Raw genomic sequence first — 16,914 nt, 5'->3', positions numbered from 1 at the left:
ACACTCCGTGCTGCTGGGGCGTTCGTTTATCAGCGCTCGCGGGCGTATAACGGCATAAGACGTTCATCGGACCAGGTGGGATCGTGGCCCGGTGGGCGCCGTCGCGCATCCGGCAGGTCGGCCGCGCCATGCCGCCCGACGTGCGTTTTTGCGCTTCTTCCTTGCTTTCGTTGTTTGGTTGCTCAGTTCGTTTCGTTTGCTGTGCAGTGGTTGTTTGTGGTTTCGGAGCACTTCGGAGGACACCAGTGGGACGACTCTTCGGTACGGACGGAGTACGCGGTGTCGCCAACGCCGACCTGACGGCCGAGCTCGCGCTCGGCCTCTCGGTCGCGGCGGCGCACGTACTCGCCGAGGCCGGCACCTTCGCGGGCCATCGCCCGACCGCCGTGGTCGGACGTGATCCGCGAGCCTCCGGAGAGTTCCTGGAGGCCGCCGTCGTGGCGGGCCTGGCCAGCGCCGGCGTGGACGTGCTGCGCGTCGGTGTCCTTCCGACGCCCGCCGTGGCGTATCTGACCGGCTCGCTCGGCGCGGACATCGGTGTGATGCTCTCCGCCAGTCACAACGCGATGCCCGACAACGGCGTCAAGTTCTTCGCGCGCGGCGGCCACAAGCTCGCCGACGAGCTGGAGGACCGGATCGAGACGGTCTACGAGCAGCACCGCACCGGTGAGCCGTGGAGCCGTCCGACCGGCGCCGGAGTCGGCCGGGTCACCGACTACACGGAGGGCTTCGACCGGTACGTCGCCCACCTCATCGGCGTCCTGCCCAACCGGCTCGACGGGCTCAAGGTCGTCCTGGACGAGGCGCACGGCGCCGCCGCTCGGGTCTCGCCCGAGGCGTTCGCGCGGGCCGGGGCCGAGGTCGTCACCATCGGGGCGGACCCGGACGGCCTGAACATCAACGACGGCTGCGGCTCCACCCACCTGGAGCTGCTGCGCGCCGCCGTCGTCGAGCACGGGGCCGACCTCGGCATCGCGCACGACGGCGACGCCGACCGCTGCCTCGCCGTGGACGCGGCGGGCGAGGAGGTCGACGGCGACCAGATCCTCGCCGTACTGGCCCTCGCGATGCGGGACGCCGGCTCGCTGCGCAAGGACACCGTCGTCGGCACCGTGATGTCGAACCTCGGCTTCAAGCTGGCCATGGAGCGCGAGAACATCCGGCTGGTCCAGACGGGGGTCGGCGACCGGTACGTCCTGGAGTCGATGAAGGCCGAGGGCTTCGCGCTCGGCGGTGAGCAGTCCGGGCACGTCATCGTCCTGGACCACGCCACGACCGGCGACGGCACGCTGACCGGCCTGATGCTGGCGGCCCGCGTCGCCGCCACCGGCCGGAGTCTCGCCGAGCTGGCCGGGGTCATGCAGCGCCTGCCGCAGGTCCTCATCAACGTCCCCGACGTCGACAAGACCCGGGTGAACACCTCCTCCGAGCTGGCCACCGCGGTCGTCGAGGCGGAGCGCGAGCTGGGCGAGACCGGGCGCGTACTGCTGCGCCAGTCGGGCACGGAGCCGCTGGTGCGGGTCATGGTCGAGGCCGCCGACATCGAGCAGGCGCGGGCGGTCGCGGGCCGGCTGGCCGATGTGGTGAAGTCCGCGCTGGGCTGAGGCCCGGAGCCGTACGCGTACGGGTGCGTCCGCGCCGTACGCGTACGGCGAATCTTGCAGGTCGTCGCCGACGGCCTGGGTTTCGCGTCTCCAGGGTCGTCGTCGACGGCCAGCATTCATGCCGGTTTCCGGGCCGGTGCGACCGGTCTCCGGTCGTCCCGGGCCCGTCCGGCGGCGTCTGCGGGCGCGGTGCGACCGGTCAGGGCCGGTGCCCGCGGACGAACACCGCGACGCCGTCGGCGATCCAGGCGGCGCGCTCGTCCGCGCCGACCGCTGACGCCGGCGGTCCGGGGGTGGCCGAGACGAGCCGGGAGAAGTGGACCGCGGCACGGTCGGCGTCGGCGATGTGCAGCAGCCCGTCCTCGGCCCACCGGCGAAAGACTGCGGCCAGCTCCGCGCGGACCCGCCCCGGGCCGGCCTGCCACCACTGGGTGATGACCTCGGTGCCGAGATGGGCGGCCTCGGCCTGGACCTGACCGATCAACGCCCGGTGCGCCGCCGAGTGTGCCATGCCGGCCAGCCACTCTCCCGTGTCGTCGAGCCAGTCGGTGGCGAACGCGCGCAGAACGGTCTCGACCTCTCCCGCGTTCGTGGCGGTCGAGAGATGACGTTCGATCAGGGCGACCTCGACCTCGGCGACCTGCGTGGCGGAGTCGACGATCACGGTGGCGAACAGCGCGCGCTTGTCCGGGAAGTGCTTGTAGATCGTGCGCGTCGAGGTTTCCGAGGCCGTGGCGATGGCGTCGATGCTCGCCCGCGCGTATCCGTCGCGAGCGAAGACCTCACGGCCGCCGGTCATGATCGCCTCGTGCTTGGCCGGCCGCAGTCGCCGGCCCGGCCCGCTGTGCCCGGCCGACCGCCCGGGCGTCTCTGCCTCTGGGCTCACGATGACTCCTTGCCTCTCGATCGAATCTGGTGCACGCTCGACCGTAACAGGTAAAGTCTGCGTTGTACTTTACATCTTACCCAAGGAGAACGTCATGACGCGTCTCGCGATCGTCACCGGCAGCACCCGCGCCCACCGAAGGGGCGAGGCCGTGGCCGACTGGGTCCTGGCCACCGCCCGGAAGGCCGCCCCCGAGGGGGTGGAGGTGGAGCTGGTCGACCTGGCCGACTTCGCGCTGCCGGTCCTCGACGAACCGGCCTCGGCCGCCTGGGGCGTCTACGCCCACGAACACACCAAGCGGTGGTCGGAGGCGATCGCCGCCTTCGACGGCTACGTGTTCGTGACACCGGAGTACAACCACGGCGTCCCCGGCCCGTTGAAGAACGCCATCGACTACCTCTACGCCGAGTGGAATCACAAGGCCGTCGGGTTCGTCAGCTACGGGGTCAACGGCGGTGTGCGCGCCGTCGAGCAGCTCCGCCAGATCGCCGCCGAGCTCAAACTCGCCGATGTCGCCGCCCAGGTGGCCCTGAACACCTTCACCGACTTCGACTACACCGGCATCGACATCACCGACCCCACGGTCACCGGCGTCTTCGCCCCGGACGGGCGCCACGTCGACGACCTGACGACACTGCTGGACGAGGTCACCGTGTGGAGCCGTGCGCTGGCCCCGGTCCGCGCCCGGACGACCGAAGAACTGACGGCGAGCCGGAGCTGACGGCGAGCCGGAGCTGAACACGGCCGAGAACTGACGCCACCACGGAGGGGCTGACGCTCATGTACGCGACACCGGACGACCCTCGGAGCCGAGGCGCGGGCGATCCCGGTCCGGCGGGCAGGCCCTCCCCGTCGGCGCCGGCCACCTTGCCGGTGATCCTGGCCGGGTTCCTCGCGCTGCCGATGTCCATGTCCGGTGCCGGGGTGGCCGTTCCGCGCATCGGTGCCGACCTGGGCGCCGGCGGCGCGGCCGCCCAGTGGGTGGTGACCGGCTACTTCCTGACCGCCTCGGCGCTCATGCTCGTGGCGGGCTCCCTGGCCGACGTGCTCGGGCGGCGTCGCGTCTACCGTCTCGGCGCTCTCGTGTACGCCGGGGGCAGCCTCGCCGCGGCCCTCGCGCCGACCATCGAGGTCCTGCTGGCCGCCCGGGTGCTCACCGGCCTGGGCGCGGCCGGAGTCATGGCCTCCGGGGGAGCGCTCCTGGCCGCGGCTTTCACCGGGCCCGCCCGCTCCCGGGCCTTCGCCGCCATGGGCGCCACCGCGGGCCTCGGCCTGGCGCTGGGGCCATCGGCGGCGGGCTGGATGGTCGACGCCCTCGGATGGCGGCTGGGCTTCGGGATCTTCACCGGCGCCGGACTGGTCCTGCTGACCGGCACCCTGGCGATGCGCGAGTCCCGCGCCACCACCCGGCCGCGCGTCGACATCGCCGGGGCCTCGGTGCTGGCGGTGGGCCTGGCCGGTCTCATGCTCGCCGTTTCCCAGGGGCCCTCCCGGGGCTGGGCCGATCCACTCGTGCTTGCCGCCGCGGGCGCGGGTGTCGTGGGACTCGTCGCGCTGGTCCCGGTGGAGCGCCGTGCGGTCAACCCGGTCCTGGACCTTGCGCTGCTGCGGCGTCGCAGGTTCATGGGGTGGCTGCTGGCCGCGGCCGCCATGGCCTTCGGCTACGGCGGGGTGCTCGCCTTCCTGCCCAGCTATCTGCAGTCGCCGGTCGGCCACACCGCGAGCAGCACCGGGTTGATCATGTTGCTGCCCACCGTGCCCATGATGCTTCTGCCCACTCTCGCCGCCCGGCTGGTCAACCGCGGCGTCGGCCCCGCCGCCCTCATCGCCACGGCGCTGCTGGTGCTCTCCGCGGGCAACGCATGGCTCAGCGTGCTCCGCCCCGATGTCGGCATCGCGACGCTCATCGGGCCGCTGCTGACCGTCGGCGTCGGCGTGGGCCTGGCCGCTGGCATCATCGACGCCCAGGCGATGAACCAGATCGACTCCGACCACGCGGGCATGGCCGCCGGCATGCTCAACACTGTCCGCGGCGGAGCCAACGCCCTCGTCCTCGCCCTCTTCGGCGCGGCCCTGGTCGGCCTGCTCACCCTCTCTCTCGGTGAGGCGGGCCTGGCCGGGCGGGTGGCCACCGGCAACATCCCCACGACCGGCGCGGGCACCCTCGCCGGCCACCTCACCGACGCCTGGCGGGTCGCCCTGCTCGCCCTGGCCGCCCTGTGCGCGCTCGCAGCCGTCATCACCGGGCTGCTCGTACGGACCACCGGCTCCCGGACCGGTGCGGCGGGTGCGCGTCGCCCGGTCCCGGCACGTGCCGGGACCGCCCGACCCGGATCCGGTCCCGGGTCGCGTCCCGCCGACAGGTGAATCGCGCGGAGGGGCACGGACGTGCGGGAGCGGTCACACCCCCACCGAGGCCCCCGGTGTGCTCGCCGGGGGCTTCCGCGCGCGCCGGAACCTCAGCAGGGCCTTCTGGAGCAACATCGTGAGCATGCCCGCGAGGATGATCCCGCCGAGGTTGGCGAGCAGTTGCTGCCCGGAGCCGATGGTCTGCTGGTAGTCGGAGTAGCTGAACGCGACGGCCGCGTTGGCGGCGGCCGGGACGGTCGTCACCGAGATCGCCACCCCGATCAGCGCCCCGGACTTCGCGGAGGTGAGCGAGAGCGTCCCGGCGACGCCCGCGAGGAACGCCACCACGAACGACATCCAGTCCGGGTGCCAGATGAACCCGGTGTTGGGCCGGGGCTTGTCGATCATCCCGCTGTTGAAGAGGCCGAAGGCGTCCATCAGCCAGGCGAAGCCCGCGGTGATCAGCATCGCCAGCGCGAACCCGCCGATCAGCGCCCACAGCGACCGTGCGACCAGGCGCGGGGCACGTTGCACCACGGCCGTGGAGATCCCGGCCAGGGGCCCGAACTCCGGGCCGACCGCCATCGCGCCCACGATCAGCACCGCGTTGTCGAGCATCACCCCGCAGGCGGCGAGCATCGTGGCGAGGGCGAGGAAGGAGACGTAGGTGATGGAGAACGTCGACTCCTCGTGCGTCGCCTCCGTCAGCTCCTCCCACAGCACGGCGTCGGCGCCGTCGCCCGGGGCCTCCTGCTCCGCCCGGTCGGCGTGGTCGGAGAGCGTCAGCTCCATGTTCTCCATGGTGATCGACCCGGACCGGTCGATGCCGAGCCGGCGCAGCGCACCGATCAGCTCGTCGCCGGCCTCGCGCGCCACGTCGCACATCACCACGTCACCGGCGGGGGAGCGGGCGGCGCCCGGCAGGACCACCAGGTGGGCGGTGCCGACGGTCGACTCCAGCAGGGCGACGACCTCGTCCGTGGTGTCGGCGGGCACGATCAGACGCAGGTGCAGCACGCGGCGGCCGCCCTTCCGGGTCGGAGTGGTCGAAGAGGGCGGAGCGGTCGGAGAGAGCGGAGCGGTCAGAGCTTGCGCAGGGACAGCTTCTGGACCTTGTGGTCCGGCCCCTTGCGGAGCACCAGGGTGGCACGGCCGCGCGTCGGAGCCACGTTCTCCAGCAGATTCGGCTTGTTGATGGTCCGCCACATGGTGCGCGCGTAGTCCAGCGCCTCCTCCTCGGAGACCTGGGTGTACTTGCGGAAGTACGAGGACGGGTCCTGGAACGCGGTGGCGCGCAGCTTGCGGAAACGGTTCAGGTACCAGGTCTCGATGTCCTCGGCCCGTGCGTCCACGTACACGCTGAAGTCGAAGTAGTCGGCGAGCCCGACCCTGGTGCGGCCGTCGCTGCCGGGCAGTGCGGGCTGGAGGACGTTGAGGCCCTCGACGATGAGGATGTCGGGGCGGCGCACGGTGAGCCGTTCGCCGGGGACGATGTCGTAGATCAGGTGCGAGTAGACGGGTGCGGTCACCTCGTCCTTGCCCGCCTTGATGTCGGCGACGAAGCGGGTCAGGGCGCGCCGGTCGTAGGACTCCGGGAACCCCTTGCGGGAGGTCAGCCCGCGCGCCTTGAGCTCCTTCATCGGCAGCAGGAAGCCGTCCGTGGTCACCAGCTCGACGCGCGGGTGCTCGGGCCAGCGGGCCAGCAGCGCCTGGAGGATACGGGCGCTGGTGGACTTCCCGACGGCGACGCTGCCCGCGACCCCTATGACGAACGGGGTGCCGCGCTGCGCCCCGTGCCCGTTCCCGGCGTCCCCGAGGAAGGTGTTCAGCGCGCCGCGCAGCCCGGAGGTGGCCTGGACGTACAGGTTGAGCAGCCGGGAGAGCGGCAGATAGACGTCCCGCACCTCGTCCAGGTCGATGACGTCCCCGAGCCCCCGCAGCCGCTCCACCTCTTCGGCGGTCAGTGGCAGCGGGGTCTTGTCCCGCAGCGCGCTCCACTCGTCGCGCGAGAGGTCGACGTAGGGGGTCGGCGCGTGCTCGGTGCGACGGTGGGGGCTCCGTGCGGGTGAGGTGATCACCTGTTCATTGTTGCGGGAGTTCGAACGGAGTGGGGGGTGGGGTCGGTCACGTGGGTGGCGACCGAACACCAGACGCCGGACTACCGTGCATCATCTTGCAGCGCAATACACCGAGCGGTACGGTGGGGGCAAGCTGGTCGCCGCGGGCGGCTGGAAGTGGAGCCAGGTGACCTGGGGCAGACCGGGAGCCTGGCTCGGCGTCTTTTCTGAGCTCCCTCCCTTTTCAGCAGTCGGTGGACACGTCGAAGTCGATCAGTGTCTCGCCCAGTAGATCCGTGTAGCGGCTGTCACCCAGCCGCTCGGTGCGTACGGCTCCCGCGACGATGTCCGAGATCCACAGCAAAGGCTCCTTGGCGCCGGGAACGTGTTCTGCTCGCATGACGGTGCCCCTGGGGAGCACGGTCTGCCGGACTGCGGCTACGGTGCGAACGTCCCGGGCGTTGAGTTCCTCCTGTCGCGCCTCCAGACAGAGATGAGAGATGCCGAAGCCGTGAAGCTCCACGGCGAGGGCGCTCAGACACTTGCTGCGAGCTCTCTCCTGCCTGCGCTGGGGAACGGGTGCGCCGATCGACACGACGTGCAGCCCTTTCTGGGCAGCCACGATCCGAGTGGCGTCCTTGCGCTCGGCGCGGTCCATCTCGGTCCAGTGCAGCTTCGCCGTGTGACGCGGTCCCTTCAGACTCCGCATGGCCCGTCGGGCGTCGGCTTCGGAGGCAGGATCGAGAATCGTGCCGGCGATGATGTAGAAGCCGTCGGACTCGTGCTCGCGGAAAGACTCGTCCAGCCAGGCGGTTTTCACCTCATCGTTGCCGGTGTGGGTACGCGGACGTTCCCCCCTGAAGGTGCCGATGAGGTCACCTCCCCCGCCGGGTGGCCGCAGCAGCAGATTCCTCGGGACCGTTGCAACCCGCCCTTTCGCTCGCGCTGCCGGCGAGGCCCATGACAGCCGGCTTACGGGGCTTTCGGGGCTTGCGGGGACGCATGATGGCAGCACGCTGGTACTGGTAGGCCATCGTGAAGCCGCTGGGCGCCAGCGGGGCTTTCCTGAACTCTTTTCGGCGCTCGACGAGACCGAGTTCAAGCAGCCCCTTCACACCGCGCTCGTGGGTGTCGGCCGACCATCCGTACCACTTCGGAGCCATCTCGGCGGGGAACTTCGACCAGTTCTTCTCGCGCAGAATCACCAGGAGCAACGCAAGGGACGGGAGGTCGACCCGCTCGTCGTAGCCCTTGGTCCAAAAGACGGAGGGCATCTGCAGGTACAGGTCCTCCTCCGTCTTGCCCAGCGGCCGCTCGTAGGGGGAGCCGCTCCCGTCCTCGCGCAGCAGAGTGACGGTGATCGTCGTGCCGGAACGGCTGCAGCTGATCAGCTTTCGCTGCTGGAGCCGACGCAGAGCTCGCCAGGCGCCCGTGCGGGCGGCCTGCTCGGTGGCGGTTCGGTCGATGTCCATCATTCGTGCCCACACGGCGCTGTCGTGCCTGGTCGTCCAGCCGGCAGTGCCGTTGCTGCATGCGGCCACGATGAGGAGGTACGCCTTCAGCCCGCGCAGGTCCCGCCCGGTGACGAACTCGCTGAGCGGTCCGTGCCGGCTTGTAGCGGTTCTGGGGGCCTGTACGAATGTCTTGCGCAGGGGCACGTTGGCGCGGATCGAGCGGCGGAGGATTTCCGTGCGGGTGTCACGGCCAGTCGCCTTCACCGCCTGTACGTCCCGCTCGGTCAGCGAAGTCGTCTTCATGCCGCCGAAGTTAGACGAACTGCCGTCGGTAGAACAACCAGTTCAGCCCCTCGCCACCCGTCCGCGTGAGCGGGTACTTGAGAGAGCACATGTTGAGAGATCAAGGTGGAAGGACAACCTGTAACCACTGTGTGAGTACTGCTTGGGATCGAGTACGTTCCAGCCTCCGACTCTGTACGTGCGGCACCGCTGGCATCGGCGGTACAGCGCTCATTCCCGACCACTTGGTCTTGTTGCTCCGTTATCCACATCGAGATACCGAGACCACCTCACCGGGCCAGGCGAGATGTCATGCTGTGCACCTCATCGCCCTCACGTTGCGCAGGTCCGGAAGGCCTACCGACGGGAGGTACGGCCACGGGCCCGGTGTCCGCTCCCCTGTGCCGGACACCGGGCCCGCGCCCGAGCCCTCTGCGAGCCGTACGGTCAGGGCTTCTGGCCCTTGGCGTCGACGACGGCCGCCTTGGTCCTCGCGATGTCCATCAGGACGTCGCCGCGCTTGTAGACCATGGGATCGAGGTCACCGGGGCCGGAGATCTCGTGTGTCCTGGTGACGACGTAGCGTTGTCCCGCGTAGCTGTAGTCCACCGGGTCGATGAGGATCTCGCTCCGGGTGGCGCTCTCGTCGTGGTCGCGGGTCACTGCGATGACCTCGCGACCGGAGGCGTCCCGGATCAGGTGGTCGGTCACCTCGACGCCCCCGACCATGGCCATCGCCCGGTAGATGCGGGCCAGCGCGTCGGGCGGGATGGGGTACGACTCCAGCAGGACGGTCAGGGCGCGGAAGCTGTGCTCGTCCTTGGACTCGCGGGGACTCTCGGCCCCGCTGCCGGTGGGGAAGACCTTCCGCAGTTTCGCGAGGAGCGCCTCGGGGTTCTCCGGCAGTGCCGCAGCGAGCCGGTAGGACTCGCGGGCGGTGCGGTAGTCGGTGTCGGACGCGTCGTTCTCCGCGGCCTTGTCGTCGTACGGGATCCAGGAGTCGGGATCCGACTCCCCCACGGAGCCCGTCATCCCGGGGTCCGACCCGTCCTTCCTGGTCGGCTGGGCAGGCTCTCCGCCGACCGCCCGGAGGTAGATCCACTGGTCGGGGCGCGGCTCCGGCGGCACCTCCTGCCGGTCCAGGAAGTCGGCGGCCCGTCCCAGGGCGGCCTCCGGTCCGGACAGGTCGAGGTCGCCCGCCACTGTCGCCGGGGCCGGGGGCCGGGGCGCGGGGGCGTCCACGATCTGGGTGATGAACAGCGCCGCCGCGGTGATCGCCACCACCGCGCCGAGCGAGGCGATCCGCCAGTCGGCCCGCAGCCCGCGGGCGCGGCGGTTCCGGCCCGCGATGGCGTCGGTCAGGCGTTCGCGGCCGGGGGCGAGGCCTGCGCGGTCGGGTACGGGGGCGTCGGCGCGCAGCTCCCGCAGCTGGGTCAGTTCGTCCATGACGGGTTCAGCTCCTGTTCGGCCGAGGTGAACGCCGGGTCGGTGTTCAGGGACTCGCGGACCTTGCGGCGGGCCCGGTTCAGCCGGGACCTGACCGTGCCCAGCGGTATCCGCAGCGCGTCGGCCACCTCCTGGTAGCCGAGGTCCGCCCAGGCGACGAGCAGCAGGACGTGCCGGTCGCCGGGGGAGAGTGAGGCCAGCGCGCCCGCCAGCGGGGCCTGGACGGTGAGCCGGTCGTCCGAGCGGTCGCTCCAGGACGCGGCCACCGGGTCGTGGCCGGTCCGGGCCAGCGCCTTCAGCGCGCGGACCTCCGTACGGCGGTGCTTGCCGATCAGGTTGGCCGCGATGCCGTACAGCCAGGGCCGGGCCAGCCGGTGGGCGGTGTCGTAGCGGCCCCGGGTGCGGAACGCGATGAGGAACGTCTCCGCCGTGATGTCGTCCGCCGCGCCCTCCCCGAGGCGGCGGGCGGCGTAGCGGTGGATGTCCGGCGCGTGCCGGTCGTACAGCCCGGCGAACAGTTCGGGCTCGTCGAGAGACTGAGTGATGACGTCGGCGTCGTCTCTGCCGTCGCTCGCTGCGCCGGGGCGTGCCGGAGGTGGTCCGGTCACTGCGCCTCCAGGGGTGCGTCGGTCGGTGTGGCTGTCACCCCTGTTGCCCGCAGCGGCCGGAAAGGTTCACGGGCCCTGCGCTAGCTCTGCGTGGGTTCCTGCGGTGAAGCGACGCCGGACCGGGCGGGAAGAACAGCCGGTGATCGGGCACGTCGGCGGCCGGAAGCCTTTCGCCAGTGGGCCCGGATCACTGCGCCCCGGGGCTGGCTGCCTACGGTGGCAGCACAGGCCTCTGTGCGTCTGGTCGGCCTGAGGGATCGGCCGGCAGAGTCTCTGCCGGACAGGCCGGGTGGCGTTGCCCGCTCGACGGGGTGGTGCGTGCTCAGAGAGCAGGAGCAACGTGCGTGTGACGCACTGGTCCTCGGATCGTTGGAGAGAGCGTTGGACCCCGACGTCGGACTGCTCCCACTGCGCACCTCCTACAGGACGTGCACCACCAGCACGATAATGAGGGCGACACCCAGCAGACCCGCCATGTCGTAGTGCTGCCAAAGTGGCTTGCGGGAAACGAGCGCCGTCTCCGCGCGCCCAGGGGACATCGGGTCGTAGAGGACTGTCACGCTGTCCCCTTCTCGGGTGCCGACGGGGACGTGGCCTTCGTCTGCACTGTGGGTCCGCTTGACACCATCTGGCGTCGTGTAGCTCAGAAGGAACTGCGGGCCGCCCTTCCCTCGCCAATCACGATCGAAGCACCGAGCGGTGGCCTCGACGCCCCGGAACCGAAGCGTCAGCCGGCGTCGCATCTGCCAGACCGCTGTCAGCAAAAGCAAGGCTGCGACGCAGTCGTAGGCGATCGTGTCCTGCAATCTCAAAATTCCCCCAGCTTCGCAGCGGCACTGATGAGCATTCAACCAGCCGTCGTTGCGCTCGGGAACTGCGTTGTCGGCTCGCGTAGCCAGAGGATGAGTTGGGTGAGGCGGAGTCCGGCGCGGTTACGAGCGGCGAGCGTTCGACGACGTTGTGAGTCTTGTGGAGCTCGCGGTCGAAGGTGTGTGGTCTGCCGCCGACGCTTCACCCGTCCGATCGCTGGGCCTCCAGGGGGCGTCGGTCGGTGTGGCTGTCAGGCTGTCACCCTTGTTGCCCTCGCAGCGGCCGGAATGGTTCACGGGCGGTGAGGCGTCCCGTGAGACGCTTCACCGCCCATCCGTGCCGTGCGTGGATCGGCCCGCCCTCACGCGTCCTGCGGATACCAGCGCAGCTCGACCGTGTTGCCGTCCGGGTCGAGTACGTAGACCGAGGTGGCCGAGCCCCGGGCCCCGAAGCGGGGGACCGGGCCCTCCTTCACCGTGAACACCCCGGAGTCGATGACCTCCTGCCAGTCGAGCGGGTCGACGACGAGGCAGATGTGGTCCACGTTCGACTCGCCGCGCGGACGGTCCAGCAGGTCGATGATCGTGGTCGGGCTGACCCGGACCGAGGGGAACGGGACCTTCCCCGCCCGCCACTCCTCGACCCGTACGGGCTCCAGGCCCAGCGGCCCGCAGTAGAACGCGATGGCCCGCTCGACGTCCCCGACGTTGAGGACGAGGTGGTCGAAGGCCTTGACCCGCACGGTCGGCGGTACGGACATGGCTCAGACCTCCGACGCGTACGTGACGAAGTCCGCCCAGGCGGCGGGGGCGAAGCCGAGGTGCGGGCCGCCGGCGGGGAGTTGCTTGCTGTCGCGTACGTGGATGGTGGCGGGGGCAGCCGCGACCTCGACGCATGACGGGCCGTCGTTGGTGCTGTAGCTGCTCTTGAACCAGGTCAGCTCCGTGGTGCTCATGTCTCTCCCAGTAGTTTCTCGATAAATTCCCGTGACAGACGGGGCGTAAGGGCCTGCGATCGAATCAGGTTGTACCGCATCTCCAGGATCTGCACCTGCCTCGGATCCGTGATCAGCCCACTGATGAGCTGAACCTCGTTGAGCCCGACGGTTTTACCGTCCTTGAGTTTAAGGATGCGGTGCGAACCGCCCAGGCCCGCGTGCTCCTCTGCCTCCAACGGCATGACCTGGATCTCGACATGCCGCAACTGGCTCAGCTCAAGTAGGTGTTCGAGCTGGCGACGCAGAACCATTCTGCCTCCGGTCCGCCTGCGCAGGGTCGCCTCCTCCTGGACGAAGGTCAGCAGCGGCGCGGGCCGTCGGTCGAATACCACCTGCCGGGCCATGCGGGCCGTCACCAGACGCTCGATGTCTTCCTCGCTGTACGCGGGGCGTCGCTCGCGGTACAGGGCTCGTGCGTATTCCTCGGTCTGGAGAAGCCCGTCGATCACTCCATTCGCGTACGAGCCGATCTCGACAGCCTCCGCCTCCAGCTTCGTCAGGTCGCGGACCTTCTTCGGATACCGCGCCTCCTCCACGTCCTTCTTCATCGCTGAGATCTTGCCGCCCGCGCCCACGGCGTCATCGGTCCGGTCCAGGAACTCCGGCTTCGGGATGCGCCGGCCGCCCTCGACCTTGAAGACCAGGTTCTCGCTGTACCCGATGGCCGTGCCCAGCTCGGCGGCGCGCAGTCCGGCCGACTCTCGCCAGAGCTTGATCTGTCGGCCGACCGCCGCGATGACCGCGCCGGAGTCGTCCTCCAGGCCGAAATCCTGGTCCTCGTCGTCCCCGTCGAGCGCCGTGCGGTCGTCGTGGTCCTGGTTGTTCATGCCAGTCATGCGGCAGAAGCCTCCACCCGTGTCCGTGTGCCGGACGTGTACGGCGGGGACGGGGCCCGGTACACCGGGGACAGTCACTGTCCGTACGCGCGTCAGTGCTTCTCAGAGTAGATACGTCCGGACACTCGGAGTGACATGAACCAGAGAATCACCCAACCGAGGGCTCGCACCGGACAGTTCACCGTCCAGCTCTCCGCCACCCGTCGGGGCGCTCGCCTCGCCCGGCTGCTCGCCACCGAACAACTGCGCTCCTGGGGGCTGCCGCTGGAGGACGCGGGGCTCGTCATCGGCGAGCTGGCGACCAACGCGGCGCTGCACGGGCACGTCCCGGGGCGGGACTTCCGGATCCTGCTCAGCGTGTACGACGACATCCTGCGGATCGAGGTCGTCGACACCCGGGGCGAGAGCCTCCCGGGGAAGCAGGCCCCGGCCGCCGACTCCGAGAGCGGGCGCGGGCTGTTGCTCGTCCAGGCGTTGTCGGTGCGGTGGGGCACGGAGCACGGGCCGTTCCCGCGCAAGACCGTCTGGGCGGAGGTGGCGCTCACCGGATCGTGACTACCGCGACCCGGTGAACCGCGACCCGGTGAGCCGGGATGTGGGGGGCCGCGACGTGGTGGACCGCGTCGCGGTCACCCGCGACGTAAAAGCTTTTAACTGATCGTTTCAGAATGAGATCGGTGTGGTGGCTTGGCAGTTGGGAGTTGGGTCGGCAGGATCTGTTGGGTGTCTGCTGATCTTGTGCCTGATGACCTGTGGGAACGCATAGCCCCGCTGCTGCCGGTTCGACCGCCTCGACGACACCGGTATCCCGGGCGGCTGCCGGCCGATGACCGTGCTGCTCTGCGGGGCATCGTCTACGTGCTGCGCAAGAGTGTGAGCTGGCGCGACGTTCCCGCAGAGCTGGTGGGCTGCAGCGGCGTGACAGCCTGGCGGCGCCTGCGGGACTGGACCGAGGCCGGAGTGTGGCCCCGCCTGCATGAGGTTCTTCTGGCGGAACTGCGTAAAGAGGGCCTGCTGGAGATGGACGACGCCGCGATCGACGGCTCGCACGTCAGGGCTCTCAAAGGGGGGCTCACACCGGACCTTCGCCGGTCGACCGGGCCCGGCCCGGCAGCAAGCACCACCTGATCGTCGACCGGCACGGAACCCCGCTCGCCGTTTCTCTGACCAGCGGAAACCGTCACGATGTTACCCAGCTCATGCCTCTGCTGGACGCCATACCCCGCATCCGCGGCCTGCGGGGCCGGCCACGCCAGCGGCCCCGGCGACTGTTCGCCGACCGCGGGTACGACTACGACAAGTACCGGCGTCTCGTCCGCGCCCGTGGGATCACACCCAAGATCGCCCGACGCGGCACCCCGCACGGCTCGGGACTGGGCAAGACACGCTGGGTCGTCGAGCGGACCTTCGCCTGGCTCCACCAGTTCAAACGACTGCGCATCCGCTACGAGATACGAGCCGACCTCCACCTCGCACTACTCCAACTCGCCTGCAGCATCATCTGCTTGAGACGACTCCGTACCTCATTCTGAAACGATCAGTAAGTACGTGTCTTTAAGTACGGGGGAAATAACCCAACCCGACCCTGACCGGGCCAGTGGCTCCCCTGGGCGCGCGGGCGCGTGAGCGCGCGTACGCGTCGTCACTCACATGGGTGAAGTGTGCCAACCGGGCTGGATTTATGACCTGTTGGCGGGCATATGCTCACGCTGACCACCACCCCAGACATGAGACGGCCCCCGGCCGGGACTGGCATCCCGATCGAGGACCTGACCACCGAGGAAGCAGGAGACTTCCCGATGGATACCCAGCAGGTTAGCGCGCCCCCGCGCGCCCCGTCCGCCGGTGTCGTACACATCAACATCCGGCTCACCGACGGCTACTCGATCATCTCCAACCGGCTCTCCCAGCACCGGGGCATGTCCCTGCTGGCCATCGGCCTCGGCACCCACATCCAGTCGCTGCCCGCCGGAACGCGCATCGGCGTCAAGGCGCTCGCCGCGATCTTCCCGGAGAGCGAGGCGCGCATCGCCGCCGCGCTGCGGGAGTTGGAACACCACGGGTTCTTGCGCCGCATCAGGGAACGCGTCCAGGGCGGGCATATGACCACGCGTACGGAGTCGTACAACCACCCGGAGGCGGCTGCCCGGCGGGCGAGGGCCGGGGATGGGGCTGGCGGGACTTCAGCCGCAGTCCCCGCTCCTGCCGATGCTCCTGCTCCTGCCGATGCTCCTGCTCCTGCCGATGCCCTTGCTCCTGCCGGTGCCCTTGCTCCCGCCGCTGTCCCCGCTCCTGTCGCTGTCCCCGCTCCTGTCCCCGCGCCCGTGCCGGAGCCGCCTGTACGGGAGACGGTGCCTGCTCCCGTACCCGTACCCGTACCGTCGTCGGAGCGTGAACCCGCGCCCGTGCCCGTGCCCGCGCCCGTGCCCGTGCCCGCGCCCGTGCCCGTGCCCGCGCCCGTACCCGTCCACGCACCGGCGTCCGGGCCGGTCGTGGTGCGGGAGCCCGTGCCCGTGCCCGAGTTCGAGCCCGCGCCCCGGCTCGTGCCGGTGCGTACCGCGCCCAAGCCGCCGCCCCCGCCGTTGCCCTTTCCTCGCAGGCCCGGCGCCGCGTTGTTCGATGAGGCCGTGCGCCTGCTCGCCGGGCTCCGGGTCTCCTCGCCCCTGTTCGTCCTCTCCGAGGCGGACGTGGAGCGGCTCGCCCCCGGAGTCGCCGCCTGGCTGGAGCGCGGCATGCGGCCGGACGCCGTGCGGGTCGCGCTCACCGACGATCCGCCCGTGCCCCTCCGGCACCCGGCGAAGCTGCTGCGACACCGGCTCATCGCCCTCCTTCCGCCGCCCCTGCCCGCCGCCGTGCCCGTCGTCCCCCTCCAGAACTGCGAGGCCTGCGACCGCGCCTTCCGGTCGTCCGTGCCGGGGTGCTGCGGAGGGTGCCGCGACGCCCGCGCGTACGCCGACGACCTGCCGTGCCTGCTCGGCGCGTGATCAGCCGATGCGGTCGCAGATGCTGTCCGTCGCGACCACCGGGCCCGTCACGGTCTTGGCTCCGGTCGGGCTGATGCCGATCGTGTAGACGCCGTCGACGACGTACATCCCCCGTGCGAGGTTGCCGTCCCCGACGCCCACCAGCACCGGGCCCACCACGCGCCAGGACTGGGCCCCGGAGGCGTACACGTCCACCAGGGCGGAGCCGCTCACGTCGGCGTCGTAGTGCGCCCCGGTCTCCTTGTTCGTCACCCGGACCACGAGGTCGCCCTTGTACGCGCTCCGCGTCACGCCCTCGGCGGGCGCGGGCAGTTCGCGCCGTACGACCTCGTCCACGATCGGCTCGCCGCGGATGGCGAACGCGCACCGCTCGCCCGCCGCGACGTCCCAGGGGGCCGAGGGGGCCGGTTCCCAGCCGGACACCTGCGGAGCGGTGGTGGCCGGGGCCGCCGCCGCGTGGCCCGTGCCGAGTGTCACCACGGCCACGCAGGCCGTGCCGAGAGCGCCGAGAACGATGCTGCGCATGAGAACTCCCCATGGGTCGGAGTCAGAGGTCGGGGACGCCTGACTCCGAAGCATGGTCCGGGTCGCTCACCAAGGG

The 16,914-nt window shown here is 70.4% G+C and carries 18 protein-coding genes; 6 read left to right on the top strand and 12 right to left on the bottom strand.

Annotation, left to right across the window (positions count from 1 at the left end; genetic code table 11):
* Positions 1–245: 245 nt before the first annotated feature.
* Positions 246–1,604, top strand: coding sequence for a phosphoglucosamine mutase (glmM, locus tag N7925_RS13315; RefSeq protein WP_265599868.1), 1,359 nt, complete (start codon positions 246–248; stop codon positions 1,602–1,604).
* A 199-nt stretch (positions 1,605–1,803) separates the two neighbouring features.
* Here the strand turns inward: glmM and N7925_RS13310 are convergent, their stop codons facing one another.
* Complete coding sequence (locus tag N7925_RS13310; protein WP_274343975.1) at positions 1,804–2,490, bottom strand: TetR/AcrR family transcriptional regulator; 687 nt, start codon at positions 2,488–2,490, stop codon at positions 1,804–1,806.
* Between the two features lie 94 nt (positions 2,491–2,584).
* Between N7925_RS13310 and N7925_RS13305 the strand changes: the two genes are divergently transcribed.
* Both N7925_RS13305 and N7925_RS13300 read left to right on the top strand, forming a co-directional pair.
* A complete protein-coding gene (locus tag N7925_RS13305) occupies positions 2,585–3,211 on the top strand; it encodes an NADPH-dependent FMN reductase (RefSeq protein ID WP_265599866.1) in 627 nt (208 codons plus the stop codon).
* A 59-nt stretch (positions 3,212–3,270) separates the two neighbouring features.
* Positions 3,271–4,857, top strand: coding sequence for an MFS transporter (locus N7925_RS13300; RefSeq protein ID WP_274343974.1), 1,587 nt, complete (start codon positions 3,271–3,273; stop codon positions 4,855–4,857).
* Positions 4,858–4,890: 33 nt separating this feature from the next.
* Here N7925_RS13300 and N7925_RS13295 read toward each other — a convergent pair whose 3' ends face one another.
* The 10 genes from N7925_RS13295 to N7925_RS13250 all read right to left on the bottom strand — a co-directional run bounded on the left by N7925_RS13295 (position 4,891) and on the right by N7925_RS13250 (position 13,329).
* Positions 4,891–5,856: a DUF389 domain-containing protein gene (locus tag N7925_RS13295; RefSeq protein ID WP_265599864.1), complete on the bottom strand. Its 966-nt coding sequence runs from the start codon at positions 5,854–5,856 to the stop codon at positions 4,891–4,893.
* A gap of 65 nt (positions 5,857–5,921) precedes the next feature.
* Positions 5,922–6,917, bottom strand: coding sequence for a type I pantothenate kinase (coaA, locus tag N7925_RS13290; protein ID WP_274343973.1), 996 nt, complete (start codon positions 6,915–6,917; stop codon positions 5,922–5,924).
* 223 nt (positions 6,918–7,140) lie between these two features.
* Positions 7,141–7,716, bottom strand: a complete 576-nt coding sequence (locus N7925_RS13285) for a hypothetical protein (protein ID WP_274343972.1) — start codon at positions 7,714–7,716, stop codon at positions 7,141–7,143.
* A 55-nt stretch (positions 7,717–7,771) separates the two neighbouring features.
* Entirely contained in the window at positions 7,772–8,653 is an 882-nt protein-coding gene (locus tag N7925_RS13280; RefSeq protein WP_274343971.1) for a hypothetical protein, read from the bottom strand.
* Positions 8,654–9,079: 426 nt separating this feature from the next.
* Positions 9,080–10,078 (bottom strand): CU044_5270 family protein, encoded by a 999-nt coding sequence (locus N7925_RS13275; RefSeq protein WP_274343970.1) that lies wholly within the window; start codon positions 10,076–10,078, stop codon positions 9,080–9,082.
* Positions 10,066–10,686: an RNA polymerase sigma factor gene (locus N7925_RS13270; protein WP_274343969.1), complete on the bottom strand. Its 621-nt coding sequence runs from the start codon at positions 10,684–10,686 to the stop codon at positions 10,066–10,068. The genes N7925_RS13275 and N7925_RS13270 overlap by 13 nt, the downstream gene beginning before the upstream one ends.
* A 419-nt stretch (positions 10,687–11,105) precedes the next feature.
* A complete protein-coding gene (locus tag N7925_RS13265; RefSeq protein WP_274343968.1) occupies positions 11,106–11,492 on the bottom strand; it encodes a DUF3592 domain-containing protein in 387 nt (128 codons plus the stop codon).
* Positions 11,493–11,857: 365 nt separating this feature from the next.
* Complete coding sequence (locus N7925_RS13260) at positions 11,858–12,256, bottom strand: VOC family protein (RefSeq protein ID WP_007453133.1); 399 nt, start codon at positions 12,254–12,256, stop codon at positions 11,858–11,860.
* Positions 12,257–12,259: 3 nt separating this feature from the next.
* A complete protein-coding gene (locus N7925_RS13255; RefSeq protein WP_274343967.1) occupies positions 12,260–12,451 on the bottom strand; it encodes a DUF397 domain-containing protein in 192 nt (63 codons plus the stop codon).
* Positions 12,448–13,329, bottom strand: coding sequence for a helix-turn-helix domain-containing protein (locus N7925_RS13250; protein ID WP_274343966.1), 882 nt, complete (start codon positions 13,327–13,329; stop codon positions 12,448–12,450). The genes N7925_RS13255 and N7925_RS13250 overlap by 4 nt, the downstream gene beginning before the upstream one ends.
* A gap of 135 nt (positions 13,330–13,464) precedes the next feature.
* Between N7925_RS13250 and N7925_RS13245 the strand changes: the two genes are divergently transcribed.
* From N7925_RS13245 to N7925_RS13235, 3 genes are all read left to right on the top strand, one after another.
* Positions 13,465–13,884 carry an ATP-binding protein gene (locus tag N7925_RS13245; protein ID WP_274343965.1) on the top strand — a complete coding sequence of 140 codons (420 nt, stop codon included), beginning with the start codon at positions 13,465–13,467 and terminating at the stop codon, positions 13,882–13,884.
* 168 nt (positions 13,885–14,052) lie between these two features.
* Positions 14,053–14,861 (top strand): IS5 family transposase gene (locus tag N7925_RS13240; RefSeq protein ID WP_274342618.1). Its coding sequence is split into 2 segments (ribosomal slippage): positions 14,053–14,392 and positions 14,392–14,861, totalling 810 coding nucleotides; the frame shifts between segments, so codons are not numbered across the junction.
* A 267-nt stretch (positions 14,862–15,128) separates the two neighbouring features.
* Positions 15,129–16,313: a hypothetical protein gene (locus tag N7925_RS13235; protein WP_274346453.1), complete on the top strand. Its 1,185-nt coding sequence runs from the start codon at positions 15,129–15,131 to the stop codon at positions 16,311–16,313.
* On the opposite strand, the gene N7925_RS13230 is transcribed toward N7925_RS13235, so the two are convergent.
* Positions 16,314–16,838, bottom strand: coding sequence for a hypothetical protein (locus N7925_RS13230; protein ID WP_265599853.1), 525 nt, complete (start codon positions 16,836–16,838; stop codon positions 16,314–16,316).
* Positions 16,839–16,914 lie beyond the last annotated feature (76 nt).

The sequence above is a fragment of the Streptomyces sp. CA-278952 genome, assembly GCF_028747205.1.
In the GTDB taxonomy this organism is placed as follows: domain Bacteria; phylum Actinomycetota; class Actinomycetes; order Streptomycetales; family Streptomycetaceae; genus Streptomyces.
This window is presented reverse-complemented; position numbering and strand designations above follow the sequence as displayed.

Excerpts from the sequence above, each read along its gene's own strand:
- N7925_RS13230 (WP_265599853.1), bottom strand. The coding sequence starts at position 16,838 with ATGCGCAGCATCGTTCTCGGCGCTCTCGGCACGGCCTGCGTGGCCGTG.
- N7925_RS13275 (WP_274343970.1), bottom strand. The coding sequence starts at position 10,078 with ATGGACGAACTGACCCAGCTGCGGGAGCTGCGCGCCGACGCCCCCGTA.
- N7925_RS13250 (WP_274343966.1), bottom strand. The coding sequence starts at position 13,329 with ATGACTGGCATGAACAACCAGGACCACGACGACCGCACGGCGCTCGAC.
- N7925_RS13280 (WP_274343971.1), bottom strand. The coding sequence starts at position 8,653 with ATGAAGACGACTTCGCTGACCGAGCGGGACGTACAGGCGGTGAAGGCG.
- N7925_RS13305 (WP_265599866.1), top strand. The coding sequence starts at position 2,585 with ATGACGCGTCTCGCGATCGTCACCGGCAGCACCCGCGCCCACCGAAGG.
- N7925_RS13255 (WP_274343967.1), bottom strand. The coding sequence starts at position 12,451 with ATGAGCACCACGGAGCTGACCTGGTTCAAGAGCAGCTACAGCACCAAC.
- N7925_RS13245 (WP_274343965.1), top strand. The coding sequence starts at position 13,465 with ATGAACCAGAGAATCACCCAACCGAGGGCTCGCACCGGACAGTTCACC.
- N7925_RS13300 (WP_274343974.1), top strand. The coding sequence starts at position 3,271 with ATGTACGCGACACCGGACGACCCTCGGAGCCGAGGCGCGGGCGATCCC.
- N7925_RS13235 (WP_274346453.1), top strand. The coding sequence starts at position 15,129 with ATGGATACCCAGCAGGTTAGCGCGCCCCCGCGCGCCCCGTCCGCCGGT.
- N7925_RS13260 (WP_007453133.1), bottom strand. The coding sequence starts at position 12,256 with ATGTCCGTACCGCCGACCGTGCGGGTCAAGGCCTTCGACCACCTCGTC.